At 50.2% G+C, this 26,257-nt stretch carries 27 protein-coding genes; 17 read left to right on the top strand and 10 right to left on the bottom strand.

Annotated features, from left to right (window positions below; all coding sequences use genetic code 11):
- Positions 1 to 8: 8 nt before the first annotated feature.
- Entirely contained in the window at positions 9 to 527 is a 519-nt protein-coding gene (locus LHL18_RS19175; protein WP_226768293.1) for a hypothetical protein, read from the bottom strand.
- A gap of 192 nt (positions 528 to 719) precedes the next feature.
- Between LHL18_RS19175 and LHL18_RS19170 the strand changes: the two genes are divergently transcribed.
- The gene (locus LHL18_RS19170) at positions 720 to 2,066 is read left to right on the top strand and encodes a sigma-54 interaction domain-containing protein (RefSeq protein WP_226768292.1); all 1,347 of its coding nucleotides are present in this window, start codon (positions 720 to 722) and stop codon (positions 2,064 to 2,066) included.
- A 6-nt stretch (positions 2,067 to 2,072) separates the two neighbouring features.
- Here LHL18_RS19170 and LHL18_RS19165 read toward each other — a convergent pair whose 3' ends face one another.
- The 5 genes from LHL18_RS19165 to hslR form a co-directional block, all read right to left on the bottom strand.
- Entirely contained in the window at positions 2,073 to 3,719 is a 1,647-nt protein-coding gene (locus LHL18_RS19165; RefSeq protein WP_226768291.1) for a diacylglycerol kinase family protein, read from the bottom strand.
- Positions 3,720 to 3,806: 87 nt separating this feature from the next.
- Entirely contained in the window at positions 3,807 to 4,001 is a 195-nt protein-coding gene (locus LHL18_RS19160) for a hypothetical protein (RefSeq protein ID WP_134058551.1), read from the bottom strand.
- A gap of 29 nt (positions 4,002 to 4,030) precedes the next feature.
- On the bottom strand, positions 4,031 to 4,207 hold the full coding sequence (locus tag LHL18_RS19155; RefSeq protein WP_134058548.1) for a DUF1328 domain-containing protein: 177 nt from the start codon (positions 4,205 to 4,207) through the stop codon (positions 4,031 to 4,033).
- Between the two features lie 214 nt (positions 4,208 to 4,421).
- Entirely contained in the window at positions 4,422 to 5,270 is an 849-nt protein-coding gene (hslO, locus tag LHL18_RS19150) for an Hsp33 family molecular chaperone HslO (RefSeq protein ID WP_226768290.1), read from the bottom strand.
- A gap of 9 nt (positions 5,271 to 5,279) precedes the next feature.
- The gene (gene hslR, locus LHL18_RS19145) at positions 5,280 to 5,693 is read right to left on the bottom strand and encodes a ribosome-associated heat shock protein Hsp15 (protein WP_226768289.1); all 414 of its coding nucleotides are present in this window, start codon (positions 5,691 to 5,693) and stop codon (positions 5,280 to 5,282) included.
- Positions 5,694 to 5,867: 174 nt separating this feature from the next.
- Between hslR and gspC the strand changes: the two genes are divergently transcribed.
- Genes gspC through LHL18_RS19085 form a run of 12 tightly spaced genes read left to right on the top strand, consistent with a single transcriptional unit; the run spans position 5,868 to position 17,124 of the window.
- Entirely contained in the window at positions 5,868 to 6,815 is a 948-nt protein-coding gene (gene gspC, locus LHL18_RS19140; protein WP_226768288.1) for a type II secretion system protein GspC, read from the top strand.
- Between the two features lie 27 nt (positions 6,816 to 6,842).
- Positions 6,843 to 8,969 carry a type II secretion system secretin GspD gene (gene gspD, locus LHL18_RS19135; protein WP_226768287.1) on the top strand — a complete coding sequence of 709 codons (2,127 nt, stop codon included), beginning with the start codon at positions 6,843 to 6,845 and terminating at the stop codon, positions 8,967 to 8,969.
- Positions 8,969 to 10,477, top strand: a complete 1,509-nt coding sequence (gspE, locus tag LHL18_RS19130) for a type II secretion system ATPase GspE (protein WP_134058533.1) — start codon at positions 8,969 to 8,971, stop codon at positions 10,475 to 10,477. The genes gspD and gspE overlap by 1 nt, the downstream gene beginning before the upstream one ends.
- Entirely contained in the window at positions 10,477 to 11,700 is a 1,224-nt protein-coding gene (gene gspF / locus LHL18_RS19125) for a type II secretion system inner membrane protein GspF (protein WP_134058531.1), read from the top strand. The genes gspE and gspF overlap by 1 nt, the downstream gene beginning before the upstream one ends.
- Before the next feature lies 1 nt (position 11,701).
- Positions 11,702 to 12,154: a type II secretion system major pseudopilin GspG gene (gene gspG, locus LHL18_RS19120; RefSeq protein ID WP_134058528.1), complete on the top strand. Its 453-nt coding sequence runs from the start codon at positions 11,702 to 11,704 to the stop codon at positions 12,152 to 12,154.
- 17 nt (positions 12,155 to 12,171) lie between these two features.
- Complete coding sequence (gspH, locus tag LHL18_RS19115; RefSeq protein WP_226768286.1) at positions 12,172 to 12,750, top strand: type II secretion system minor pseudopilin GspH; 579 nt, start codon at positions 12,172 to 12,174, stop codon at positions 12,748 to 12,750.
- Positions 12,747 to 13,115 carry a type II secretion system minor pseudopilin GspI gene (gspI, locus tag LHL18_RS19110; RefSeq protein ID WP_226768285.1) on the top strand — a complete coding sequence of 123 codons (369 nt, stop codon included), beginning with the start codon at positions 12,747 to 12,749 and terminating at the stop codon, positions 13,113 to 13,115. Before gspH ends, gspI begins: the two co-directional genes overlap by 4 nt.
- Positions 13,108 to 13,731 carry a type II secretion system minor pseudopilin GspJ gene (gspJ, locus tag LHL18_RS19105; protein WP_226768284.1) on the top strand — a complete coding sequence of 208 codons (624 nt, stop codon included), beginning with the start codon at positions 13,108 to 13,110 and terminating at the stop codon, positions 13,729 to 13,731. The genes gspI and gspJ overlap by 8 nt, the downstream gene beginning before the upstream one ends.
- Positions 13,728 to 14,720, top strand: coding sequence for a type II secretion system minor pseudopilin GspK (gspK, locus tag LHL18_RS19100; protein ID WP_226768283.1), 993 nt, complete (start codon positions 13,728 to 13,730; stop codon positions 14,718 to 14,720). The genes gspJ and gspK overlap by 4 nt, the downstream gene beginning before the upstream one ends.
- Positions 14,717 to 15,904, top strand: coding sequence for a type II secretion system protein GspL (gene gspL / locus LHL18_RS19095; RefSeq protein ID WP_226768282.1), 1,188 nt, complete (start codon positions 14,717 to 14,719; stop codon positions 15,902 to 15,904). Before gspK ends, gspL begins: the two co-directional genes overlap by 4 nt.
- Complete coding sequence (gene gspM / locus LHL18_RS19090; protein WP_226768281.1) at positions 15,901 to 16,371, top strand: type II secretion system protein GspM; 471 nt, start codon at positions 15,901 to 15,903, stop codon at positions 16,369 to 16,371. The genes gspL and gspM overlap by 4 nt, the downstream gene beginning before the upstream one ends.
- 9 nt (positions 16,372 to 16,380) lie before the next feature.
- The gene (locus LHL18_RS19085; protein WP_226768280.1) at positions 16,381 to 17,124 is read left to right on the top strand and encodes a type II secretion system protein N; all 744 of its coding nucleotides are present in this window, start codon (positions 16,381 to 16,383) and stop codon (positions 17,122 to 17,124) included.
- An 8-nt stretch (positions 17,125 to 17,132) separates the two neighbouring features.
- Here the strand turns inward: LHL18_RS19085 and yrfG are convergent, their stop codons facing one another.
- Positions 17,133 to 17,813 (bottom strand): GMP/IMP nucleotidase, encoded by a 681-nt coding sequence (yrfG, locus tag LHL18_RS19080; protein WP_226768279.1) that lies wholly within the window; start codon positions 17,811 to 17,813, stop codon positions 17,133 to 17,135.
- Between the two features lie 58 nt (positions 17,814 to 17,871).
- Between yrfG and nudE the strand changes: the two genes are divergently transcribed.
- The 4 genes from nudE to LHL18_RS19060 all read left to right on the top strand — a co-directional run bounded on the left by nudE (position 17,872) and on the right by LHL18_RS19060 (position 22,975).
- The gene (gene nudE, locus LHL18_RS19075) at positions 17,872 to 18,471 is read left to right on the top strand and encodes an ADP compounds hydrolase NudE (RefSeq protein WP_226768278.1); all 600 of its coding nucleotides are present in this window, start codon (positions 17,872 to 17,874) and stop codon (positions 18,469 to 18,471) included.
- A complete protein-coding gene (cysQ, locus tag LHL18_RS19070) occupies positions 18,449 to 19,279 on the top strand; it encodes a 3'(2'),5'-bisphosphate nucleotidase CysQ (RefSeq protein WP_226768277.1) in 831 nt (276 codons plus the stop codon). The genes nudE and cysQ overlap by 23 nt, the downstream gene beginning before the upstream one ends.
- A gap of 251 nt (positions 19,280 to 19,530) precedes the next feature.
- Entirely contained in the window at positions 19,531 to 21,132 is a 1,602-nt protein-coding gene (gene pckA / locus LHL18_RS19065; RefSeq protein ID WP_226768276.1) for a phosphoenolpyruvate carboxykinase (ATP), read from the top strand.
- A 223-nt stretch (positions 21,133 to 21,355) separates the two neighbouring features.
- Positions 21,356 to 22,975 (top strand): methyl-accepting chemotaxis protein, encoded by a 1,620-nt coding sequence (locus LHL18_RS19060; protein ID WP_226768275.1) that lies wholly within the window; start codon positions 21,356 to 21,358, stop codon positions 22,973 to 22,975.
- Positions 22,976 to 23,020: 45 nt separating this feature from the next.
- On the opposite strand, the gene LHL18_RS19055 is transcribed toward LHL18_RS19060, so the two are convergent.
- From LHL18_RS19055 to LHL18_RS19045, 3 genes are all read right to left on the bottom strand, one after another.
- The gene (locus LHL18_RS19055) at positions 23,021 to 24,862 is read right to left on the bottom strand and encodes a choice-of-anchor I family protein (RefSeq protein WP_226768274.1); all 1,842 of its coding nucleotides are present in this window, start codon (positions 24,860 to 24,862) and stop codon (positions 23,021 to 23,023) included.
- A 113-nt stretch (positions 24,863 to 24,975) separates the two neighbouring features.
- Positions 24,976 to 25,218: a YheU family protein gene (locus LHL18_RS19050; protein WP_134058489.1), complete on the bottom strand. Its 243-nt coding sequence runs from the start codon at positions 25,216 to 25,218 to the stop codon at positions 24,976 to 24,978.
- Positions 25,215 to 26,216: a hydrolase gene (locus tag LHL18_RS19045; RefSeq protein ID WP_226768273.1), complete on the bottom strand. Its 1,002-nt coding sequence runs from the start codon at positions 26,214 to 26,216 to the stop codon at positions 25,215 to 25,217. The genes LHL18_RS19050 and LHL18_RS19045 overlap by 4 nt, the downstream gene beginning before the upstream one ends.
- Between the last annotated feature and the right edge of the window lie 41 nt (positions 26,217 to 26,257).

Here is a 26,257-nt window from a genome sequence, read left to right as displayed (position 1 = left end):
TAATGGTTTTAATTTATTATTTTGTAATGTTGGTAAAACTTTTGTTGTAGTTTTTGCCCGCCTGTCGGTAAAACTTTCAGCAGAGGTAATAACTGATCATAGGCCATTTGCAGTGCGGCTGATAAATGCGCCAGCGGCACCCGGCCCGAGTTACTGCCAACATGCTTGGTGAGGTGTTTCAGGGCATACAACTGTTGTTGCAGTAAGTCTGCTAATTCGGTCAGCATCAGTGGCTGCGGTCGTTTTTTGTTTAGACTTGCTTGCTGATGCAAATACCAGAATTGCACAGCGGCAAGCTCGCTATCTTGTATGTGTGGCGACGGGGCTGACGTTGCCACTGGCAACTTCCTGGCAGCATTGGCATGCAGTTTGGACAGCTCCAGAAACTTATAGCGCAGGTTACTGTCATCTACCTGATAAGCAGCTTGCTGAAAGAACTGTTGCGCCGACATACACAGCATATGAACGCCATGCAGCATTCTTGATTCAGTGTTATTATTTTGTGAAGCCGGTTCTGCATAGCCCATAGTTACACCTCTTTTTCTATGCCGGTACCGATTCATATTCAATTCATATACCAAAGTGCAAATTCATGATTTGCATAATTATTTTTGGCAGTAAGGTGCAACAGGCCGACGGGACAGGTAAGTTTTACCAATGGGCATTGTTATAATTACAGTGCTGACATAGGGTTAGAGCTGATAACTGAGTACTTAAATATGACACAGCCACGCTTATTCTTACATGTGCAGGATCCTGAACTGAGCGCCCAGTTAATGCAGTCCGAAATCGTACGGCGTTTTGTGGTTGTCAGAAGCAGTAACACCACGCCCTGGTCAGAACAGCTACTGCAACAACCCTGTGACCTGGCTTTTATTCAGGTTGATCATGAAAGCGAAGCCGACTATCAGCCGCTAATTAGCAGCCATTTGCTGGCGGAAATGGATTTTATTTTTGTCAGCGACGGTAGTGCAGAGCCGATGCTGGATGAGCTGATGCGTTCTGGCGCAGGTTACCATTTTCGCCAACCACTTGATATGTCATGCATTTTAGAGACGCTGCAAGATTTTTATCAACAGCTGAGCAATATACGTCAGCCTGCTGACACTAAAGCCAGTATGCTTGACCAGTTTGGCCTGTTGGTTGGCTCGTCCAGAGTAATGCTGAAGCTGTACCGCACGTTGCGTAAGGTCGCGGTAACGGATGCTAATGTACTGGTGATCGGTGAAAGCGGTTCCGGTAAGGAGTTGGTGGCGAATACGTTGCATCTGGCCAGCTACCGGGCAGAACAGCGCTTTGTTGCCATTAATTGTGGGGCACTTAGCCCAGAGCTGGTAGACAGTGAACTGTTTGGCCATCGTAAAGGCGCCTTTACCGGGGCATTACGCGACCATCAGGGGGTATTTACCCAGGCCCAGGGCGGAACCTTGTTTCTGGATGAAATTACAGAGATGCCAACGGAGCAGCAGGTTAAGCTACTGCGTGTGCTGGAAAGTGGTGAGTTCCGGCCGGTAGGTACTGATAAGACACACCAGGCCGACGTTAGAGTCATCGCAGCGACTAACCGTGATCCGCAGCAGGCAATTGCAGAGGGCTTATTGCGCGAAGATTTATATTTTCGTCTGGCGCAGTTTCCGGTGCATGTACCCCCACTTCGTGACAGAGGTAGCGACATCAGCGGCCTGGCACAACATTTTTTAGCTTATCGCAATGCGCAGGAGCAGCAAGAGAAGTTACTGACAGAAGAGGCTATGCAGCTTATCGCCAGCCACAATTGGCCAGGTAATGTCAGAGAGCTTAAACATGCTATTGAACGTGCGTACATTTTGTCTGACAAGCAGATCCTGCCTGAGCACTTATTGCTGAACACAGAAGATACCGAGGCTGATGCACAGTGCCTGGCAGAAGTGCCTTGTGGGGTACCACTGGACGATCTGGAAAAGGCTGCGATTCTGAATACTCTGGAGCAAAACGCTGGCAATAAAACGGATACCGCTCAACAACTGGGGATCAGTGTGAAAACCTTGTACAACAAGTTGGAAAAGTATCAGCAGACTGACCAATAATACTGCTCAGCTGACAGGAGTATCTTCTGTGTCATCGTCAGCCAGCATTACACATAATGACGTCGGGTTGATGCTAATCTCCAGAGTTTTGGCTTCAAATAGCTCGCCGTCAATTACATAATGCAGTGGTTGGTCATCCTGGCGGCGCACTGCAATTTTGCTGGCCTGGCAGCTCTGGCTGGCAACGCTGGGGTTGATGTTGGTTAGCCCGGCTAACGCCAGCTCTGCCAGACCAAGGAATTGGCTATCCTCGTTATCAGCCAGCAGCCAGGTGATATCCAGTTTGCCGTCGGTTAAATCTGGTGCGCCACGGCCCTGCGCAAGAAGTGTTGTCAGCGGGGCGGCATTGGCAACAACCAGGCTGGCGGTGTCGAGTGGCTGCTCCGGTTGCTCATCAAATTTTACCCACAGTGACTGAATATGATTGCTCTGCACTGCCTGCCATAGCCCGTTAAGGTAAGCCAACTGCCCGAGCTGGTTTTTTTTGTCTCTATCTGCAGCTGCAACCATCTGCTGTTCAAAACCCACGCCGGCGAGCAGCAGCATTAATTTATCATTGCAGTGCGCAGTGTCTATCGCGTGGCTCTGGCCATCGAGAATATTCAGACAAGCTGAGCGTACCGGCATCAGTTTGGCACTGATGCCCCACAAGGCATGGCTCAAGGCGTTAGTCGTACCCAGCGGAATAATGCCGAGGCAGGTATCGCTGCCAACCAAAGCCGAGGCCACTTCGGTAACAGTGCCATCGCCGCCGCAGGCAATAACCAGTTTGCAACCGGCTTGTCTGGCTTGCTGTGCTAGTTGGCGGGCAGAGCAACCTGCGTTGCTCAGTTTGATTTCGAGGGTCATAAAAGGCGACAACAGACTAACTATTTCCGCCTCGGCTTCATGCCACTTACCACCGCCGGATACCGGATTCGCAATCAGCCAGACAGGGCTTGGATCCGGGCTATCAAAGCCGTCGACAAAGCGATGTAAAGCGGCAAGCTGGTGCCGGTTTAGCCGGGCGGTGTGTCGGACTTGCTTAATCAGCGCCAGCGCTTGCTCAGCTTTTTTGCTGTTGTGGCGGCTTAATAAAAATGCAGCCAACACCAATACCGAGCGACCTCGACCCAAAGCACAATGCACTAAGATTCTTCTACCGGCGGCGCGTTGCTGTTGTAGCCATAGCACGCTTTGCTTCAGTTGTGCCGTGGTCGGGCTGGCGTGATCCAAAACCGGCACATTCAGATACTGCATGCCTTCCATCTGGCTAAGGCCATCAAGTGCAGCAAACTCGGCAGTGACATCCAATACCGCAGTAATGCGGTTTTTTTGCAATTCGGGTAAGTCTGCAGTAGTCAGGCGTGCACCCAGAAATAATCCTTTCGCTACCCGTTGCATGGCCGGCACTGTATCCCGGCGCCTGGTAAAAAGGTTATAAGCGCCTGCACCTAACAGAAATGGAATAAACAACCAGTAGCTATACCAGGGGATACTGCCATCACTGCGTTTACGAAACACACTGGCGCTGTTCAGCCAGTAGGCTGAGCTGACGACAAACAATGAAAGCGCCACCCAGGCCAGCAATAGTTTTAACAACAAATAGGGCGCGAGCCAACTGGCAACAGTGAATAAAAGTGCGAGGCAGATGTAAAGTGCGGCTACGGTCATAATACAGAGTACCTTTTCAGAAAGTACCGTCTGGCTGAAGGGCGAAACAGGAAAACGGCAACAGTATTAACTGTTGCCGCTTATAAATTAGCAGTCTTTATCTTCGGCATCTGCTTTATCTTTCACATCTTCACAGACATCTTCGACTTTGTTGCCGGCGTCAGTCACAACTTCATCTATTGTCTCACCGACTTCCTCTGCGTTGTTGTCTTCACAAGCCACGACAGACAGTGCAAGCATGGCAACCAGTGCGAAACGGCTCATAAGATTTGCTAACGTCATAATTTTTATCCTTCTGTAAATTAATTAAATTAAAGCCTTGGCGATTTTCCCCGCAACGCATTCACCAGCAAAGAGATCACCAGCAACACGATGAAGATAAAGAAAATTACCTTGGCTATACCGGCTGCTGCACCGGCAATACCACCAAAACCCAGCACTGCTGCTATCAGTGCGATAACTAAAAATGTTAATGCCCAACCCAACATACTTTGCTCCTTAGTGCTTGATGCACAGATCGTAAGAAAACGATGTATTAGCTATAGCCAAAGTCATGCCAGATTATTTTTTATGGTTAAGTAATTGAATTTTAATGTTATTTATATTTGGTATTGGATGGGAGATTGGCGGCTGGCGGTATAAATCACGAAAAAGTTACCGGCAAGCCGGTAACGTTTTCATAGCAGTAGATAAGATCTGAGTTTACAGCTGTTGCAGCAGTTGGGTTAAATCTTCGCGGCTAAAATGGTAGGTTTTATTGCAATATTCGCAGCTAATATCCAGTTTGCCTTCAGCAATATGCTCGTTGATGACATCACGGCCGAGACTGACAATAGCAGAACTGCATTTTTCACGGGAACAGCCGCAAACAAAACTGACTTGCTGCGCCGGGAAAAGCTCAACCTGTTCCTGGTGGAACAGTCGGTACAGCAACTGCTCAGCTGGCAGGTCAAAAATTTCGGTCTGTGTCAGCGTATCGCTTAGCATAACCAGATCATCAAAATCGGCTTTGGCTTTTTGCTGCTCAACCGGCAGTACCTGCAGCATAAAGCCGGCAGCGCGACAATGCTCAGGTTGTAAGTCGGTATACAGGTACAAGCGCGTGGGTAACTGCTCTGATTGGGCAAAATAAGCTTCCAGCGTAGTCGTCAGGCTATCACCGCTGAGGGGAATAATGCCCTGATAACGCTCACCTTGCTTAGGTGTAATGGTAACCAGCAGGTAACCTTCACCGATAAGGTCGCGGAAACTGCTACCGGTAATTTCCGCTTGCATCCGCACGACACCACGGAACTGTTGTTGGTCTGTACCGTTCACGGCCGCAAAACGCACCGGGCCGTCGCCCTGCACCTGCACAGCGATATCACCTTCAAACTTTAATGTGGCAGTCAGCAGGCTAGTCGCAGCAACCAATTCTGCCAGTAGCTGCTTCACTGGCTGCGGATAGCTGTGGTGCAAGAGCATTTGGTCAAGGCTAGACGACAACAGCACTATCTCGCCGCGTACGTTGCGTTGCTGAAATAAAAAGCGGAATAAATTATCTGAGTTCATGCTGTTCTCTTACTGCTGCGATTTTAATAAGAGCAGTTTACGCCGCTCTTTTTTGTCAGGTTTGGTTTCCGGGTGCGGGGCAAACAAGCTGTTGGTTTTTCTAAGCTCAGCCCGCTTTAACCGCTGTTCAATACTGTCGGCGGTTTCTTCATACAAAGCCTGCGCCAGTGGTGCCGACAAACGTTTCTCTGATAAACCCAGCACAACAACGGTTTTTTCATCGGTGCCCTGGGCCAGTTTTACCGTAGCGCCCGGCTCTACCGTTTTACTGGCTTTGCAGCGCTGGCCATTATAATGTACTTTACCGCCTTCGATCATCTCTTTCGCCAAAGCACGGGTTTTATAAAAGCGGCAAGCCCACAGCCATTTATCTAATCGTAATATTGGGCTGTCAGACTGTGCCGGCGTTTTTGCTGACGACATAAAATTTATCACTGCTGTTGCCGAACTAAGACCGCCATTATAGTGCCAAAGCGGGGGAAATAGGCGGCAGAAAGCAAAAAAACGTGGTTAATACCTTGTAAATCTTGGTGCTGACCTTGTTGGCTGCCAGACAACTGGGTAAGATAATTTTCTCTTTTAATGTAGAAGTGTGCAATGAAGCCGTTATTAGACACGCAACAGCTAATGAAGCAATTACAAAAGGTGCCGCTAAAGCAGGTACAGCAAGGGCTGAACCTGCTTTTAGTGCTCGCACTGGCGTGGTTGCTGGCCAGATTAACCTGGCAACTGCTGCCAGCTGATACACCGGTATTTTCTCCAAGGCCAAATACCAGCGTAGTGGTAAAACAAAGTGGCGGCATTAGCCTGGCAGCGTTAACCGGGTTTTCGTTATTTGGTAAAGCCTCGGTAGAACCGATAAAGACGGCGGCACCGGTGGTGACAGAAGCGCCCAAAACCCAGCTGAATGTGAAGCTGACAGGCCTGGTGGCTGTTGGTTCTGAGCCGAACCAAGGTAGCGCTATTATCGAAAGCCGCGGCGTTGAAGCCACCTATGCAGTTGACGATAAGATAGAAGGTACCAATGCGGTTTTAAAGCAAGTGTTGTCTGACAGGGTATTGCTGCAGCAAGCCGGGCGCTATGAAACGCTGATGCTGGATGGCTTTGAATATACCAAAATTGCTCAGGCCAATGCCGGCCTTGGCCGGGCTGACGAGCCTTCTAATGATGAGCCGGCTGTTGATATGGCACCGGTTGCCGAGCCGATGGAAATGCAGCCGCTGCAGGTCAATGAACAACTTGAACTGCGCCGCGAAGAGCTGATAGCCGAGCCAATGAAGTTTTTTGACTACATCAGGGTGTCGCCACACAGGGTCAATGGCCAGCTGGCCGGGTATCGCTTAATGCCGGGTAAAGACCCCAGTTTGTTTACCCAGCTTGGCTTACAGCCAAATGATCTGGCGGTAGAGATAAATGGTATTGCATTAAATGATATGCAGCAGGCGATGAGCGTAATAAATGAGTTACGCGAAGCCAAAGAAGCGGCAATCAAAGTAGAACGCGATGGTGAGATCAGAGATATTCTGGTAAGTCTATCACAATAATTATTAAAACTAATTGGTTATAAATTAATGAAATCAGGGCAATTTTCTCTTTTCTCCCGCCGGTCACTGGCCAGTATGCTGGTTGCCGCTGCGCTTAGTGCTGTGCTGGTTCCGGCAGCTTCAGTTGTCGCCCAGGAAGAGGTGATGTACTCGCCAAACTTTAAAGGCACCGATATTAATGAGTTTATTAATATTGTTGGCATGAACCTGAAAAAAACCATTATTGTCGACCCTCAGGTACGTGGCCGTATTAATGTGCGCAGCTACGAAATGCTGAACGAACAGCAGTATTACCAGTTTTTCCTTAACGTGTTGGAAGTATACAGCTTTGCCGTGGTGGAAATGGACAACGGCGTGCTGAAAGTGGTGCGCAACAAAGATGCCAAAACCAGCAATATACCGGTAGTGACAGATGATTCCCCTGGGCAGGGCGATGAAATGGTCACCCGGGTGGTGCAGGTGCGTAATGTGTCAGTGCGCGAGCTGGCACCGTTGCTGCGACAATTCAGTAACCAGGCCGGTGGTGGCCATGTTGTCAACTACGACCCGTCTAACGTCATTATGATGACTGGCCCGGCTGCGGTGGTAAACCGTCTGGTGGATATTATTCAGCGCGTAGACAAAGCCGGCGATCAGGAGCTGGAAATTGTTAAGCTGCAGTATGCGTCGGCGCCGGAAATTGTCCGTATTCTGGAAAGTATTTATAAAAGCCAGGGCCGGGCTGAACAGCCTGATTTTCTGGTGCCGCGTATCGTCGCAGACGAGCGTACCAACAGTGTGATTGTCAGTGGCGAATTACAGGCGCGCCAGCGGGTAATCGAGCTGGCTAAGCGTTTGGACAGCGAACTGCAAACCAGCGGTAACACCCGGGTATTCTATTTAAAATATGCCAAAGCCGAAGAGCTGGTGCCGGTGCTTAAAGGTGTAAGCGATTCTATCGTTGCTGAAGTGCAGGGCGCAACAGGTGCAGCCGGTGCACAGGGTGGGCGCAGTGCGTCAGCCAATCAGGGCCGCGCTATCAGTATAGAAGCCCACGCTGACAGTAACTCGCTGGTGATCACGGCACAGCCCGATATGATGCGCTCGCTGGAAGAAGTGCTGCGCCAGCTGGATATCCGTCGCGCTCAGGTGCTGGTAGAGGCGATAATTGTTGAAGTGTTTGAAGGCGACGGTACCGATTTTGGTGTGCAGTGGCTAAACGCTAATGGTGGTGGTACTAACTTTAATAACGGCAATACCATTCCTATTATCAGTGTGGCAGGTGGTGCAGCGGTAGCGTCGCAGGTTACCAAAGGTTCTACCACCACAACTATTGTCGATGGTCGTGAAGTTACAACTACTGTACCTGATTCTAACCGCGACTACTCTCTTCTGGCTGATGTATTAAGCGGCTTAAATGGTGCTATGGTCGGATTTTACAAAGGCGATTGGGCTGCAGTTCTGCAGGCAGTACGCACCAGCACCAACTCTAATGTATTGGCAACACCGCATATTACCACTATGGATAATCAGGAAGCCTTTTTCCTGGTAGGGCAGGAAGTACCGGTTATTACCGGCTCTACCACCGGCTCCAATAACACTAACCCATTCCAGCAGGTAGACCGACAGGAAGTGGGTATTAAGCTTAAAGTGACACCGCAGATTAACGAAGGTGATGCGGTGCAATTAACCATCGAGCAGGAAGTGTCCAGCATTGGTGGCGCCACTGCTGTAGATATTACGATTAATAAACGCGAGATCAAAACGACTGTGATGGCCGATGATGGCGCCACTGTCGTGCTGGGCGGTTTAATTGACGAAGACGTGCAGGAAAGTGAGTCTAAAGTGCCGTTGCTGGGCGATATTCCAATACTGGGGCATCTGTTTAAATCGACCAGTGTCACCAAGCAAAAGCGCAATCTGATGGTGTTTATCAAAGCCACTATCGTACGTGAAGGCTCGGCTATCTCCGGCATTTCGAAAACCAAATATAACTATATCCGCGCTGAGCAGTTAAAACGCCAGGAAGAAGGCATCAGGCTGATGCCGATGACTGATCAGGTGGTGCTGCCAGAGTGGGATGATAGCCTGGCACTGCCACCAACCTTTGATGAGTATATGGATAAGCAACAACAGCCGGCTGCAGGCGCGGCAGAACCACGGAAGCAAGACTAATGGACGCGCTGGACGCAGAGCAGGTTATACCTGCCAGCAACCGCATCCGGCTGCCGTTTGGCTTTGCCAAACGCCACGGCGTGTTGCTGCAGCAGCAGGATCATGGTTGGCAGTTGTATATTCACACCGCGACAGCACCTGCTGCCGTGTTAGAAGTGCGCCGTATGCTGGCCGAGCCATTTCAGATAAAGCGCTTATCTGCCGTTGAATTTGAAGCCTTGCTGGAAGCCAGTTATCAGCGTGACTCTTCCGAAGCGCAGCAGTTGATGGAAGACATTGGCAATGAGGTGAATTTAGCCTCGTTAGCGGATGATATTCAGGAAAGCGAAGACTTACTGGAAAACGAAGACGACGCGCCTATCATCAAGCTGATTAATGCCATGCTGGGTGAGGCAATTAAACTTGGCGCCTCGGATATCCATGTTGAAACCTTTGAAAAAGCACTGATAGTGCGGTTTCGGGTGGATGGTATTTTACGAGAGGTATTGCGGCCGAACCGCCGTCTGTCGAGCTTACTAGTATCGCGGATTAAGGTTATGGCAAAGCTGGATATTGCCGAGAAACGCGTGCCGCAGGATGGCCGCATCAGCCTGCGTATAGCCGGCCGTGCAGTAGATGTGCGGGTGTCGACGATGCCATCCAGCCATGGCGAGCGCGTAGTGCTGCGTCTGCTGGATAAAAATAACTCACACCTGAACCTGGCCGACCTGGGTATGACGCCGTCAGTGCAGCAGGCGTTTTCGCAGCTGATACTAAAGCCGCACGGCATCATTCTGGTAACAGGCCCGACAGGTTCCGGTAAAAGTACCACCTTGTATGCCGGCTTAACTGAAATTAATACTAAAGATCGTAATATTCTCACCGTCGAAGACCCTATTGAATATGAGCTGGAAGGTATAGGCCAAACCCAGGTAAATACCAAGGTGAATATGACTTTTGCCCGCGGTTTAAGAGCGATACTGCGCCAGGACCCGGATGTGGTGATGGTGGGCGAGATACGTGACCTTGAAACCGCCCAAATTGCCGTCCAGGCCAGTTTAACCGGCCACCTGGTATTATCCACGCTACACACCAATACTGCAGCCGGTGCTATTACTCGATTGGAAGACATGGGCGTCGAAGCATTTTTGCTGTCCTCCAGCTTACTCGGTGTGCTGGCACAAAGGCTGGTACGGACACTGTGTCCGCACTGCAAAGCTGCACATGAACCCGATAAAGAAGAGCGTAATCTGCTTGGCGTTGCTAAAAAAGATGGCGTGCTGATTTACCGTGCAACCGGTTGCGAGCACTGTAACTTTAGCGGTTATCGCGGCCGTACCGGTATTCATGAGCTGCTGCTGGTCGATGAGCATATCCGCGAGCTTATTCACAATGGTAAGGGCGAGCAGGCGATTGAAAAATATGTGCGTCAGCACAGCCCCAGTATCCGTGCTGACGGCTTTAGCAAGGTATTAAACGGTGAAACCACACTGGAAGAAGTGTTGCGCGTCACCCGTGAGGACGTGTAATGGCGGCGTTTGAATATCAGGCGCTGGATGCGCGCGGCAAAACCAGCAAAGGCGTGCTGGAAGCCGATAATGCCCGCCATGCCCGCTCGTTACTGCGTGAGCAAAAACTGACGCCGGTTAACGTGGTGCTGGCGTCGCAACAGGAAAAACTGCTGGCGTCGGGCAAGCAATGGTTCAAACGCAGTATTTCGGCATCGGAGCTGGCACTGATCACCCGGCAAATAGCTACACTGGTTGAAGCAGCGCTGCCAATTGAAAGCGCGCTGCTGGCAGTGGCAGAGCAATGCGACAAGCCGCGGCTGAAAAATATGATGATGACAGTGCGCTCAAAAGTGGTCGAGGGCTACAGCCTGGCTGAAGGGCTGGCTGAGTTTCCACATGTGTTTGATCATTTATTCCGTTCAATGGTGGCAGCAGGGGAAAAATCCGGCCATTTGGATCAGGTGCTAAACCGGCTGGCTGATTACACTGAACAGCGTCAGCATATGCGTAGCCAGATCTTGCAGGCGCTGCTGTACCCAATCATTCTTACCTGTTTTGCCATCCTGGTTATTTCCATTTTGCTGGCTGCTGTGGTGCCAAAAATTGTCGGCCAGTTTGAGCATATGGGCCAGAGTTTGCCGGGCACGACGTTATTTTTAATTGCCGCCAGTGATTTTTTGCGTGCTTACGGCATATTCGTGTTGCTGGGCATTATGCTGGCGCTGGTGCTGTTTAAACGGGCACTGCTAAAACCGGCATTTCGTTTTCGCTGGGATGCGCTGGTACTGCGTAACAGGCTGCTTGGTAAAGTAACTAAGGGGCTAAATACCGCCCGTTTTGCCCGTACGTTAAGTATTTTAAATGCGTCGGCGGTGCCGCTTTTGGAAGCGATGCGTATCAGTGCTGACGTGTTAAGCAACAGCTACATGAAGCAGGCGGTAACCGATGCCACCGCCAGGGTGCGCGAGGGCACGTCGCTACGCAATGCGCTGGAGCAAACCAAACTGTTTCCGCCGATGATGCTGCATATGATTGCCAGCGGTGAAAAAAGTGGTCAGTTAGATTCTATGCTGGAGCGTGCCGCGAATACGCAGGACCGTGAATTTGAAACCCTGGTTACAGTGTCATTAAAGGTTTTTGAACCGGTGCTGGTCGCTGTGATGGCCGGTATGGTGTTATTTATTGTGATGGCGATTTTGCAGCCCATCTTAGCGTTAAACAATATGGTAGGTGGTGGTTAGTATGAAAAGGCAACAAAACAACAAACAGCGCGGTTTTACCTTGCTGGAAGTGATGGTGGTTATCGTTATTTTGGGCATTATTGCCAGTATGGTCGTTCCCAACCTGATGGGTAACAAAGAGCAGGCAGACCGCCAGAAAGCGGTGGTGGATATTCAACAGCTGGAGAGCGCACTGGATATGTACCGCTTACGCAACGGCTTTTATCCGACAACAGAGCAAGGCATGCAGGCACTGGTTACCGCGCCAACATCACAGCCTGTACCACGCGCTTTTCCGGACGGGGGCTTTATCCGTCGTTTACCTAAAGACCCGTGGGATGAAGATTATATTCTGATTAGCCCGGGCCAGGTAGGCCGTATTGACATTCTGACCAAGGGGCCAGATCGCACCGCAGGTACAGAAGACGATATTGGTAACTGGAATCTGGATGCTAACGAGGCGCAGAGCAACTAATGCCGACGCTGCCGGCTATGTCTTATCGACGCAACGGCTTTACCCTGGTAGAGGTAATGCTGGTAATGTTGCTGATTGGCTTGCTGGCAACGATGGTAGTGATGAATTTCAGTGGTGAATCGCGGGAAGACAGGCTGGAAAAAGAAGCCGAGCGGTTTCAGCAGATATTTCAGTTTGTCGCAGAAACCGCCATGCTAAAGCAGCAGGAATGGGGCTTGTACATTTTGCCCGACCGCTATGGCTTTCTGTACTACAACAATGATGATGGCAAGTGGGCGGCGGCAGAAGAACCTGCCGGCGTCGCGCAGCACCGTTTACCGGAAAATATTACACTGCAACTGGAGCTGGAAGGGCTGCCGGGTGAGGAAACTAACCTGCTGAGCAAGCTCGAGTGGCAGTTAGATGAAGACGAGCAGACAGAACAGGACAGTAAAATACCGGCATTGCCACAGGTGTTTATTTTGTCATCGGGCGAAATCAGCCCGTTTCAGCTGTTGCTGACTGAAAATTCCGATCTGACGCCGCTATACAGCGCCGTCTCTACCGATTTTGCCATTCCGCTAACCCGCAGTGCGGTATCGACGGAGCGGCCATGAAGCACAGTGGCTTTACGTTGCTGGAATTGCTGGTGGCAATGGCGATTTTCGCTACCGCTGGTCTGGCGATTATGCAGTCCAGTTCGGCGCATATCGGTAATCTCAGCCAATTGGATGATTTAACCATTGCCAGTTATATTGCTGACAATCAGATGCAACTGGCGATGCTCGATAAAGAATGGCCCGGTAAAGAAAAAAGCCAGGGCGAAGTAAAAATGGCAAACCGTGACTGGTTGTGGCAGCAGCAGGTGAGCAAACTGGCCGATGAAGATCTGCGTCTGGTGCAAATCAGCGTCAGTTTGGCCGAGTCACCAGAGCAGGTGCTGTACCAGTTGCAAAGCTACCGGGGGAAGCCCGGTGGTTAAGCGCAGCGCAGGCTTTACTTTTATTGAAATGCTGCTGGCCGCGGCTATTTTTGCCCTGGTTGGCCTGGCGTCAGTCGCGATTTTAAGCAGTGTGACGCAAAGCGATGAGTTATCGCAGCAAGAAAGCGAACGTTTAGTGCAGCTGCAGCGAACTATGCTGATGCTGGAACGTGATTTTATGCAGATCAGCGTGCGGCATGTGCGGCTTGACGGTGAGGCGCCGGCGAAATATCGCCTGTTTGGCGAGAAATTCTTACTGGAAAGCGAAGATCACGGTATCAGCTTTGTGCGCCAGGGCTGGCGCAACCCGGGTATGGTATTGCCACGCAGCGAAATCCAGGCGGTGGCTTACCGTTTACAGGACGGCACTTTACAACGCTTGTTTACGCTGTATCCGGATGCGGTTACCGGTACCGAGCCTAAAGTACAACAGTTACAAACGGGCTTAAGCGGGTTCGAGGTTCACTATTTACAGGGCGAGGAATGGCTGGAGCGCTGGCAGGATGCAAATTTCCCGCAGGCAGTGCGTGTGACACTAGTCGATGAGAACCTTGGTAATCTGGAACGGATTTTTACATTGCCAGATGCAGTCGTGGCACAGAGCGCTCGCGAATGAACGCATATCGTTGCCGTCAGCAGGGCGTGGCACTGGTTGCAGTGCTGATGATAATTGCCATTGTGGTGGTAATCGCAGTGAATATGACCGGCCGGCTGCAGCTTCAGCTGCAGCGCCAGCAAAATGTGCAACAGCAGCAGCAGGCATTCTGGTATGCGATGGGGGCCGAACAGTTTGCAAAAGTGCTGCTCAGCCGCACTTTAGCCGGCGAGGAAAGTGTCAACTTAGCACAGGACTGGGCGCTGCAGGGGGCAACTTTTCCGGTTGAGAACGGTACCATAGCCGGTGATATTAAAGACCTGCACAGCTGTTTTAATATTAATGCGCTGCAAAATGTCAGTGCACAGAATGGCAATCGCAACGAGCAAAGCCCGGCACAAAAAGCCTTTTTGCGGCTGCTGGAGTTAAAAGGCAGCGAGCTGTCGATGCCTGCAGAGTATCTGGTGGCCCGTTTAGGTGACTGGTTAGACGAAGACAGCCTGCTAAGTACAGCGGGCAGCGCCGAAGATGACGACTATGCCGCGCTGCAGTTTCCCTACTATACCGCAAATGGTCTGATGGCCAGTGTGTCGGAGCTGAGGGTTATTCTGGATATGACACCGGCAGATTATCAGCTGCTGGCGCCCTATGTGTGCGTGATACCAGAAAACAGTGGTCTGGTACTGAATGTTAACACGCTGACTGAGGATACAGCGGTGTTGTTGGCGGCGCTTATTCCGGAGCTGACAGAACAAGGCGCGGCAGATGTGATTGCCGGCAGGCCCGAGGAAGGGTTTGCCAATATTGAAGAGGTGTTTGGCAGCGAAGCACTGGCAGGCATTACTGTGCCTGATGAGGTAAAAACCATGCTCAGCGTTAAGTCTGACAGTTTCCAGCTGACGGCAACAGCCGCCTATCTGGAGAGCGGGTTCATATTAACGTCGGTACTAAAATTAGATGAAAATAATCAGGTCAAAGTATTGGCCCGGCGATTTGGAGGCCAGGGGTGAGTGAACAGTTGGTGATCCGGCTAGGTAGCCGGGCAGAGCACAACATCAGCTGGCTGGTGTGGGCCAGCCATAGTCAGGAAGTGATTGCCAGCGGTGAAGTTGCCGGTGCAGATCAGTTACCTGAGCTGGCTGTGCGCCTGGGAGGCAGGCCGGTAGTGGCATTAGTGCCGGCTTCAGATGTGGTGCTAAAACAGGTCAGCTTACCGGCAAAGCCGAACCGGCAGTTGCTGCAGGCGCTGCCTTATATGCTTGAAGAAGAACAAGCTGAGGATATTGAGAAGTTGTTTCTGGCGCTGGGGGCGACAGAGCAGCACGATGGCCAGTACAGCCAGCAGGTAGCGGTTTGCCAGCATCAGCGCATGCAGCAGTGGCTAAGCTGGCTGCAGGAAGCCGGTTTTAGCGTCAGCCGCATGTTACCTGATGCTTTGCTATTGCCAGAACAACAGTTACCTGCATGTATTCAGTTGCACGAACAATGGCTGTTGAAGCAAAGCCGTTGGCAGGTATCGGCTATTGATGCTGCCTGGTGGGGGGATTACCTGCAACTGGCTGCGTTATCTATGCTGACCAGTTACAGCCCGTGGCCACAGGAGCTGATGCAAAGCCATCAGTTGGCTGAACCAGAGCTGCCGCTGGCATTACTGGCCAGTCAACTGCAGCACAGTGACTTCACGTTATTACAAGGTGACTATAAACCCAAACGTAAAGTAAACCCGCAGCTGCAGTTGTGGCGCAGCAGCGCTGTGTTAGTTGGCGCTTGTCTGGCGGTGTATCTGCTGCAGCTGGGTGTTAACAACTGGCAACTGGCGAGACAGAATACGGCTTTGCAGCAGCAAAGTCAGGCGGTTTACCTGCAGGCTTTCCCGCAAGAGCGCATTGTTAACCTTAATATGCAGCTACAGCAAAAGCTTTCCGCAGTTGGCGGCAATACCGATCAGAGCTTTCTGGTGTTGCTGGATAAACTACAGCAACAGTTGGCTGGCGTGCCGGATATTAGCCTGGAAAATTTGCGCTTCGATGGTAAAAGATCAGAGTTACGTTTTCAGGCAAAAGGTAATGGTTTTCAGAGCTTTGAAAAGCTGAAATCCGCGCTGGAACAAGCTGGATTTATTGTCGAGCAGGGCGCGCTGAGTAACGATGGCGGCAAGGTTCAGGGCAGTATCGCGATGCGGAGCAGAGTATGAAGCAACAATTCCTAAGCTGGTGGGCCGGTTTGCAGCAGCGTGAGCAGCGGTTGTTGACATGGGCCGCTATAGTGGTTGCTATCGGCCTGTTTTATTGGTTGTTGTGGCAGCCACTGCATCAGGCAAATGCAGCGCAGCAACAAAAAGTACTGGCAGCCCAAAAACAACTAAGCCAGTTACAACAACTGCTGCCACAGCTAAAAGCGGCCGGTAATAAGACTGCCCGCAGCGGTGGTAGTATTCAGCAAATTATCAGCAACAGCGCGCGCAGTGCCGGAGTGAATGTCAGCCGGATGCAGCCGCAGAATGAGCAACTGACGTTAGTACTTGAAGATATCAGTTTTGAACAACTGCTGGGCTGGCTGCATACATTGCAATATCAGCACGGTGTTAAGTTAGTTAACCTGGATATTGCAACGGCAGATAAGCCCGGCATAGTGCGGGTGCGACGTATTGTAGTGGAGTAAGCAAACGGCATGACAAAAGCGAAACTGATCATTATTGGTGTCATCAGCTATCTGTTGTTTACCGTGTTTCTGACGCCGGCCAGCTGGTGGTTTAAGCTGGTGCCGTTGCCTGCTCAGGTGCAGTTAGGGGGGATCAGCGGCACTTTATGGCAGGGCAATATTGCTGGCGTGCAATATCAGAATTTACAACTGACAGACGTACAGTGGCGAATGAATGGCTGGCAGCTATTCACCGGCAAGCTACAGTTTGCGTTGCAAAGTGGCAGCGCAAAGAACCCACAGCAACCCTATTTTAAAGGCAATGCCAGCTACGGCTTTAATGGCGCAGCTCTGACTGACGGTCTGGTTAAGCTGCCGGTCGCACAGTTGATACCGATGTTATCCTTACCGCTGCCGGTGCACGCTAGTGGTGAGCTGGTGCTTGATATTCCGTCTTTTCAGCAAGGGCAACCACGCTGTAAGCTGTTAAGCGGCAATGCCAGCTGGCAGGAGGCCAGGCTACAAACGCCAACCGGCACCTGGCTTGAACTGCAAAACCTGTTTGGTGAGTTAGATTGTGACAACGGCACTATAGTGCTGACGACTGACGGCGCCAATTTGCTTGGCCTGGATATCAAAGCGGTGCTTAATGCTGAACAGTTACTGGTTAACGGCACATTAAAACCAGACGCCAGTATGCCCAAAGAAGTGCATCAGGCAATGCAATTTCTTGGTAAACCTGATGCGCAGGGCCGCTTCCCTATCAGATTCTGATGCGATAGTCAGAGCGTAGCGCGTGCGCTACCTCTGATATCATCGAGCAGCACGCTGTAATCTGTAATGGCCGGAAACTCGGTAATTTGCCGGCTTAATTGCTGGCTGTCCGGGTTAGCCACGGCCAGCAGATGTTTAATGCCAAAATCCTGAGCGGCTTTTAAAATTGGCAGGCTGTCATCAACGAATAAGGTGCGGGCAGGATCAAACCCGAGCCGCTGCTGCAGTTTTTGCCACAACGCCCAGTTTTCTTTAGTAACACCAAACTCATGAGTAGAAATGAGTGTATCAATGTAATTGGCCAGTTCAGTACGTTCAATCTTTAATGACAGGCTGCCCGGATGGGCGTTGGTCACCAGTACTATGTCACGGCCGCTTTGTTTTAATGTGGTCAGAAACTCTGGCACATCAGCGCGCATGGCTATTTTATGCATCACTTCACGCTTTAGCTCGGTGATCGGTAGTTGCAGGCGTTTGCCCCAGTAATCCAGGCAATACCATTCCAGCTTACCGGTCAGCTCAGCATACTCTGCCTTAAGCTGCGCTTGCGCGTCAGCCAGGCTTATACCGCTTATCTCTGCCCAGCGTTTGGGCAGGTGCTGCAGCCAGAAATAGTTATCGTAGTGCAGATCCAGCAGGGTTCCGTCCATGTCCAGCAATACGGTATCAATTTCAGCCCAGTTCAGCATAGGTTTTTCCTGTTAATCGTTTTATAGTAACAGCCTGGATTGTATCAGAGGTGGCAGCATGACGCAGCGGCAGCACGACAAACATAACAGCAAACAAAAGCCGGAAATATTAAGCGCCGATATCGTTGCCCAAAGCCGTCTGTTTAAGATTGAACAACTGGAGCTGCAGTTTAGCAACGGCGTGCAGCGCACTTATGAGCGCATGCGCGGTAGCGGGCGCGGAGCCGTCATGATTATTGCCTGCCCGGATGATGCTCACTTCTACTTGGTGCGCGAATATTGTGCTGGTACGCATGATTACCAGTTGGGCTTTCCTAAGGGCTTAATCGACCCGGGTGAAGACATTCTTACGGCTGCGAACCGGGAACTGAAAGAAGAGATCGGTTTTGGCGCGCGCCGTTTTGTACAGTTAAAGTCACTGGCGTTAGCTCCAGGCTATTTTAATGCTACAATGCATATAGTTCTGGCCTTTGATTTATATGCAGAAAGCTTAGAAGGCGACGAACCTGAGCCGTTAGAACTGGTCAGCTGGCCCCGCCAGCAAAGTGACGCCTTGCTGCAGCAGGCTGACTTTACCGAAGCCAGAAGTGTTGCCGCCCTGTTATTAGCACAGCAATATTTGGAAGTGAATCCGGATGTTTTTAAGCAGACTGCTTGACCCTGTTAAAACCGCGGCCCGCGAGGCTGGGGCAGAGTTATGGCGGTTATATCAAAGTGGTGATTTTCAGCAGCAGCAAAAAGCTGACTTAAGCCCGGTAACCAGCGCCGATCTGGCCGCAAACCGGATTATTATCAACCACCTGTCTGAATTGACCCCTAACATTCCGATTATCTCAGAAGAATCACATTTAGTGCCGTTAGCCCAGCGTCAGGACTGGCCGCGTTACTGGCTGATAGACCCGATGGACGGTACGCAGGAGTTTGTCGCCAGAAGCGGTGATTTTGCGGTCAGCGTTGCTTTGGTTGAGTATGGCTGGCCAGCACTTGGTGTGATCTACTGGCCCAAAGAAGACATTATGTACTATGCCAGCCGTGGTAATGGGGCGTTTAAACAGCAGCGCAACCTGATTAACCGGATGAAAGTAAACCATCATCAGGCGGGCGATACCCTGAAAATTGCCATCAGCCGACGCCAGCCGTTACAGCCGATCGTCGATTTATTACACAGCACTGAGCATGTTGAATATATCGCGCTCGGTAGCTGTTCACTAAAAAGCTGCCTGGTAGCAGAGGGTAAAGCCGATTGTTATATGCGTTTGGGGCCAACCGGCGAGTGGGATACCGGCGCCGTGCATGTAATTGTTGAAGAGGCCGGTGGTAAAATTCTTGATAGTGAGTTTACTGCGCTCAGCTACAATCAACGCGATACACTGGCTAATCCTGATTTTATGGTGATGGGGCAAGCCAGCATACCCTGGCAGCAACTCGTTAAATCACGTCCAACACAGCGTAACCTGACTGCCTGATCCTGAAAGTGATTTATTGAACTTTCAGTACCACTTTCACCTGGGTTTTAAATTCTTTCAACTCTTTAAAAGTCAGTTGTGGCGGGCCTTTTAGGCCTGTCTCGTATTTTTTTGCCTATCTTTTAAAACGGAAAAACGTTATTATGCGGCTGGGTTTTTGCACAGAGCAACAAACTAAGTGACAAAAATTCCTGAAAATTAAGTCCGCCAGAGACTGCACCCTTACCTACAGTACCCTTAGGAGTTACATCATGTCCGATCTGGATCTGAGCCAATACGGCATCACAGATGTCACGGAAATTATTTATAACCCTTCGTATGATCAGTTATTTACGGAAGAAACCCGTGCTGGTTTACAAGGTTATGAACAAGGCAAACTGACCAAACTGGGCGCGGTTTCAGTCGATACTGGTATCTTTACCGGCCGCTCACCAAAAGACAAATACATTGTGCGTGATGACACGACCCGCGATACTGTGTGGTGGTCTGATCAGGGCAAAAACGACAATAAAGCTATAACACCTGACGTATGGGCAGATCTGAAGTCGCTGGTCACTAAGCAGTTATCGGGTAAGCGTTTATTTGTTGTCGACACTTACTGCGGCGCCAACGCTGACACCCGCCTGGCGGTAAGGTTTATTACAGAGGTTGCCTGGCAGGCGCATTTCGTTAAAAACATGTTTATCCGTCCGACGGATGCAGAGCTGAAAACTTACCAGCCGGATTTCATTGTAATGAATGGTGCCAAGTGCACTAATCCGGATTGGCAACGCCATGGCCTGAATTCCGAAAACTTTGTCGCCTTTAACCTGACTGAGCGTATTCAGCTGATCGGCGGTACCTGGTACGGCGGTGAGATGAAAAAAGGTATGTTCTCGATGATGAACTACTTTTTACCACTGCAAGGCGTCGCGTCTATGCACTGTTCAGCTAATGTCGGCAAAGATGGTGATGTCGCCGTGTTCTTCGGTTTATCCGGTACCGGTAAAACCACGTTATCAACCGATCCTAAGCGGCAGCTGATTGGTGATGATGAGCACGGCTGGGATGACGACGGCGTATTTAATTTTGAAGGCGGTTGTTACGCAAAAACCATCAACCTGTCGCAAGAAAACGAGCCTGATATCTACAATGCTATCCGTCGCGATGCACTGCTGGAAAACGTGACAGTGCTGGCTGACGGCGAAATTGACTTTAATGATGGTTCTAAAACTGAAAACACCCGCGTGTCATACCCGATTTATCATATTGATAATATCGTAACGCCAGTGTCTAAAGCCGGTCATGCCAAAAAAGTGATTTTTTTAACAGCTGATGCGTTTGGTGTATTACCACCGGTATCGAAACTGACAAAAGATCAGGCTAAATATCACTTCCTGTCGGGTTTTACTGCTAAACTGGCCGGTACTGAGCGGGGTATTACAGAACCAACACCGACTTTCTCCAGCTGTTTTGGTGCAGCATTTTTAAGCCTGCACCCAACCAAGTATGCCGAAGTGCTGGGTAAGCGCATGGAAGCTTCAGGCGCTGAAGCTTATTTAGTGAATACTGGCTGGAACGGCAGTGGTAAACGTATTTCTATTAAAGCGACGCGGGCCATTATCGATGCTATTTTAGACGGCAGCATTGAGAACACCGAATTTGTTCAGTTGCCGTATTTTAATCTGGCAATGCCAAAGGCGTTACCTGGTGTAGATGATGCGTCTATTCTGGACCCGCGCAATACCTATAGCAATGTCGGGCAGTGGGACGAAAAAGCCAAAGATTTAGCCAAGCGTTTTGTCGACAACTTTGTTAAGTTCACCGACAATGCTGAAGGTAAAGCACTGGTTGCTGCAGGTCCGCAACTGTAATCAGCAATTCTGATAAAGAGGTCGCGTAAGCGGCCTTTTTTATTGGTAGTTTCTGATGCTAATTCATGACAGAATTTAGCATTATTGCTGGCAAGCGTTGGTCTCTATGGCTAAAGTAAGTGCTGGCATAGCCGCTAAATATTGTTTAGTAAGACATTTCCTGCAACATAATGTAGTGTGAATGTAGCTTGGTGAAGAACCTGCAGGCAGAAAGAGGTGATAAATGTTACGGTCCATAACGATACAAAAACGTTTACTGGCGGCTTTTGGTGCTTTGGCACTGTTGCTGGCGATAACGGGCATATTTAGTGTTCAGAGTTTGTCTAAGGTTCGGGAACAGGCTGATCTGGTTGAATCCAACTTACTGCCTTCAATAAGTTATCTGGGGCAGGTCGAATCGCTGACGGCAGAAACCCGGGCGATGACGCTCAGGTTATTGCTGGCGATTGATATTACCCAGGAAGGTGCGACTTTTGAGCGCATTAAGCAGTTAAACAGTGAAAAGTCAGAGATCAGCAACAAGTACGAAGCGACTGTTTATATGCCTGAAGAGCGAACTCTATATCAACAGTTTTCTGATGTTGATAAACAATACACAGAATTGCAACAAAAAGCGCTCGACTTTCTACGCCAGGAAGAACTCGGTGCAGCGCAAGATTTGTTAGATCAGATGAACCCGTTATCTGATCAGATGGTTTCAGTCCTCGGGCAGTTATCTGAGTTAAACCAGAAAGCGGCAGCTGAGGCCCGTAAAATCTCTATTGCAACGTATGAATCGGCAAAATGGGCTGTCGTGGCATTGATTATTGTCGCTGTTATTATCGCTATAGCCATTGCTTTGTTAATTTCCCGTAGTATTAGTCAGCCATTATCGCAAGCTGTTGTTTCAGCTCAGTATATTGCGGATGGCGACTTAACCAGGTCTTTAACGGTAGAAGGTAACGATGAATTAACTTCACTGGCTAACGCCCTGTCGCAGATGCAACAAAAACTGCGTGATGCGATAAGCCACATTTCCAGCTCATCCAGTCAGTTGGCCTCCGCTGCAGAAGAGCTTAATGTAGTAACAGACGAGTCTGCCAAAGCGCTGCAGTTACAAAATGATGAAGTGCAGCAAGCAGCAACAGCCATTACTGAGATGAGTTCCGCCGTCGATGAAGTCGCGGGTACTGCACTTAAAACGTCAGAAGCTTCTGTACAATCTGCCAGCCTGGCAAAAGACGGTACACAAAAAGTGCTGCAGACCCGCAGCGTAATTGAAAAAATGAACGGCGAAGTGCGTCAGAGTACTAAAGTTATTAACACCCTGGCTGAGAAAGTGACGTCTATTAACCAGGTGCTGGAAGTTATCCGCAGCGTAGCAGAGCAAACAAACCTGCTGGCACTGAATGCTGCCATTGAAGCTGCCCGTGCCGGTGAAGCAGGCCGCGGTTTTGCGGTGGTAGCAGACGAAGTGCGCAGTCTGGCACATCGCACACAAACCTCTACCGGCGAAATTGAACAGATGATCCAACAGGTACAGGGTTCTGCCAGTGAAGCAGTAAATGCAATGCAACTTATCAGTGGTAATGCAGATAATGCACAGAATGTTGTCGCCGCAGCTGCAGATGCACTGGAATTGATTGCAGAAAATATCACCGCAATCAGCGATCAGAACCATGTAATTGCCGGTGCAGCGGAAGAGCAGTCTAAAGTTGCGCGTGAAATCGACCGTAATATTGTCACCATCAGCGATCTGGCAGCCCAGACTGCAGCGGGCTCTAACCAGACGACAGCCAGTGCAACCGAGTTATCGCGCTTAGCGATACAGCTGAATGAACTGGTCGGCAGGTTTAAACTATAAAACACACCCTAAAATAAAAGGCCGCTGCTGCGGCCTTTTTAGATACTACTTTTCAGTTACCTGATACACCGTTACGCTGCCGCTGACTTCATTGCCAACAATCAGCAGTGGGTTGCCGTTGGGGCTGTCACTGGCAGCTACAAACTTCACGCTTTCCGGTCCCAAATCGCCTGCCAATGGCACTTCGGTGCAGTCCATGCCTTCACTGGTATCGCACGGGTCGGCCAGTTCGTCGTCCAGTTCAAACTCAACGTCGAAGTTACGGTTATTGTAGTGGCTGACAAACGCAGCCTGGAACGGGTTGGTAACATCGTAGACAAACAGGTCGCCTGAGCGCTCCTGCGCGATAAAGGCATAAGTGCGTCCTGCAATTGTACCTACGTCTACAGCCTCTGGTTCACCGCCTTTGTCGTCAGAGCGGTTGTCACCTTTGTTTTCGGTATGGGCGCTGTTGAAGTTATTACCTAAAATAGCGGCAGAGATACGGCCAAAATCATCACCTGAGTCATATACCTGGTTGATGTTCTGATCCCAGATTGAGAATGAGCGGCCACCGTAGGCATACAGTGATTCAACGACACCGTCGTTGTCCGGGTCTACCAATGCTGCAGTGACTTTCAGTCGGCCGAGGCCGTCATCGCCGCCTGTTGCATCGTACAGTGCCTGTAGCTCTGTACTAAAGGTTTTATTCAGTTCGTCCGGGTCAATAATATCGGCTGCGCGGATATCTTCGGAATAGGCATCCCAATCGCGTGAGTCGCCTTCATTAGCCGATACAATAAAAGTGGCGCCGTTCCACTGATACGATGCGATGGTATCCGGCTGATACAGGCCGTAGACACCTGGCAGCTTACGAAAAGACGGCACTTCATCTTCATTGGTGTAATCCATGCTGTATTGCGACCAGTCTTTCAGTCCCAGCGCTTTTACTTCAATGGTCATATCGGTCAGATCCAGAATACCGATGGCGTTGGCCTCCTGCAGTGACACCCAGGCTTTTTTGCTGTCGGATGATACCGTAATGTATTCCGGTTCCAGATCCTGCGCCACGGTTGTGCCGGCAGGGCCTGCAAATTTTACCCCTGCCGTCTGCAACAAGGCCCGGCGCTTGGCATCAGTGTCATAATCTGCTTCGTCGAGTAAGTCGCTGCTAAATACCATGTTGCTGGTCAGGTTAATGGTTGCGGCCAAGTCTGCCGGTACGCCGTCGCTCAGGCTGATGACCGAAACAGAGCCTTCAGGATCTGCCAGATAGTCAGTATCCGGTTCACCTTCGTTTGCCACCAATACTTTGCTGCCATCAGGCGTGAACGTTAGCATATCTGGCAAGGCACCTACAGCAACGGCTTTAACAAAAGTCCCTGTACCGGTCGCACTTAAGCTGTAAAACAACACCGCACCATTGTCGGTTTTAACCGGCGCGGCAACAGCAATCGCCAGCATATCCGCGTAAATGGCAATAGAATTGGCTTCGCCAAGGTCGATGGTAATATCGCTACCGGCAGCATTTTTCACTGTTACACTGTTTGGAAAAGTAAAGGCAGTGGATGCCAGGCTGTCATCTGATACCGGGCTGCCGACAGACGTTACCGGTAATGCCGACAGAGGAATGACCTCAATCCGGTTTTGCGCAGCATTGATGGCAAAAGCGGACTTGGATGCTTTGTGAAACTGTACAATCTCTGCCGCAGACTGGCCATATATGCCGGTGTTGAAACGGCCAACAACAGCTATATCAAGCTCGCGTGGCAGATTTTTCCCGTCCTCACCCGGCGTACCGGGCGCGCCAACTTCACCTACAGGCCCTTGGGCACCGTCATCGCCATCCAGAGAACAGCCGCTCAAAGCTGCCAGTACCGTCAACGCCAGCAGAGATTGCTTCATCATTGTTATTGCATCCTTATATCTGATTGAAAAACCGTGTTAAACAATCAGTTTCAGTAAGCTGTATGACAATAACGTGATGTTAGCGTGATAGATTTATGACGTATGAGGCATTGTCAGAGCGCCTGCTCTTCGTACTGCTGCTGCATAAATTGCTGTTTTGAAATCAGATTTATACTTTCGTGCAGTTCGGAGTAAACAATCAATACCTCACCACTTTTCAACTGGCGCTTTACCATTGCTACCTTCTGCGGCAGTTCGACTTCCTGTTCGCCGTAATCTGTGCCTTCACGCAGCACAAAATACTCGATAAGGTTGTTCAGCGTGTCGTCGCTAATATCGGTGTAGGGAATAATCATAGTGCTAACTGGCTCCGGATAAATTCGGGAATGCGCTGATTCAGCCAGAAGGTTGGTTTAAACACACTGCCACTGACAAAGCCGACATGGCCACCGCCACTGGTTAACTCGTAATGGACACTGGGAGGGATTTCATCAGCGCTAGGGATCACTGCATCAGATAAAAACGGATCATCACTGGAGTGAATAATCAGTGTTGGAATATCAATATGTTGCAAAAATGCCTTGGCGCTGGCTTTCTGATAGTAATCCTGCGCGTTTAAAAAGCCATGTATCGGCGCGGTGTAAAGTTCATCAAACTGCTCTATGCTGCTCAGGCGCCGTACTTTTCGTGGCGTAAGCGGAATAGGAAAGTCCGGAAACTGCTTTAATTTTAATAAAGTACTGCGCTTTAGCCTGCTTAGCAGATAGCGTTGGTAGATCCGGCTGCTGCCCTGATTGATACGGCTGGCACAGGCGGATAAATCCAGTGGCGGGCACACTGCAACAGCCGCTGACAGCATATTCTGGCCGTTGTTCTCACCACAGTATTTCAGCAACACATTTGCGCCAAGTGAGTAACCTACCGCGACTAACTTGCGGCCGGGAAACCGTTGCGTTATCTCGTGCAGCACGGTTGCAACATCAGCCGTATCGCCACTGTGATAAGCCCGGGGCAGCTTATTGGGTTTGCCATTGCAGCCACGAAAGTGCATTAGTACAGCTGGCCAATGCAGCGCCCGGCATTGCGCCAGTATTCCCTGAATATAATGGCTGTGAATGTTACCTGCCAGACCATGCAATATCACAACCATGGGGGCATTAGCTGCTTCCTTTGAGGGCTGCATCCAATTTAGTTCCAGCTCGTCACCATCTGGCAGCGTAAAGATCTCTGCGACGGTTTTTTGCTTCTTCCGCGGGCTCAGGTATTTGGCAAAAATAGTCTGCAGATGCGCATGTTTAAGCCACCAGGCAGGTTTAAACGAAGATGAGACAACTGGTCTGACTTGAGCTTGCAAATTAGGGTTCCCTGATAAACAATGCGTTAACGTTAGCTAAC

The sequence above is a fragment of the Rheinheimera aquimaris genome (assembly GCF_020531985.1).
Classification (GTDB): Bacteria; Pseudomonadota; Gammaproteobacteria; order Enterobacterales; family Alteromonadaceae; genus Alishewanella; species Alishewanella aquimaris.
The sequence above is the reverse complement of the archived record's forward strand: the minus strand, read 5'-3'. Positions and strand labels throughout refer to the sequence as shown.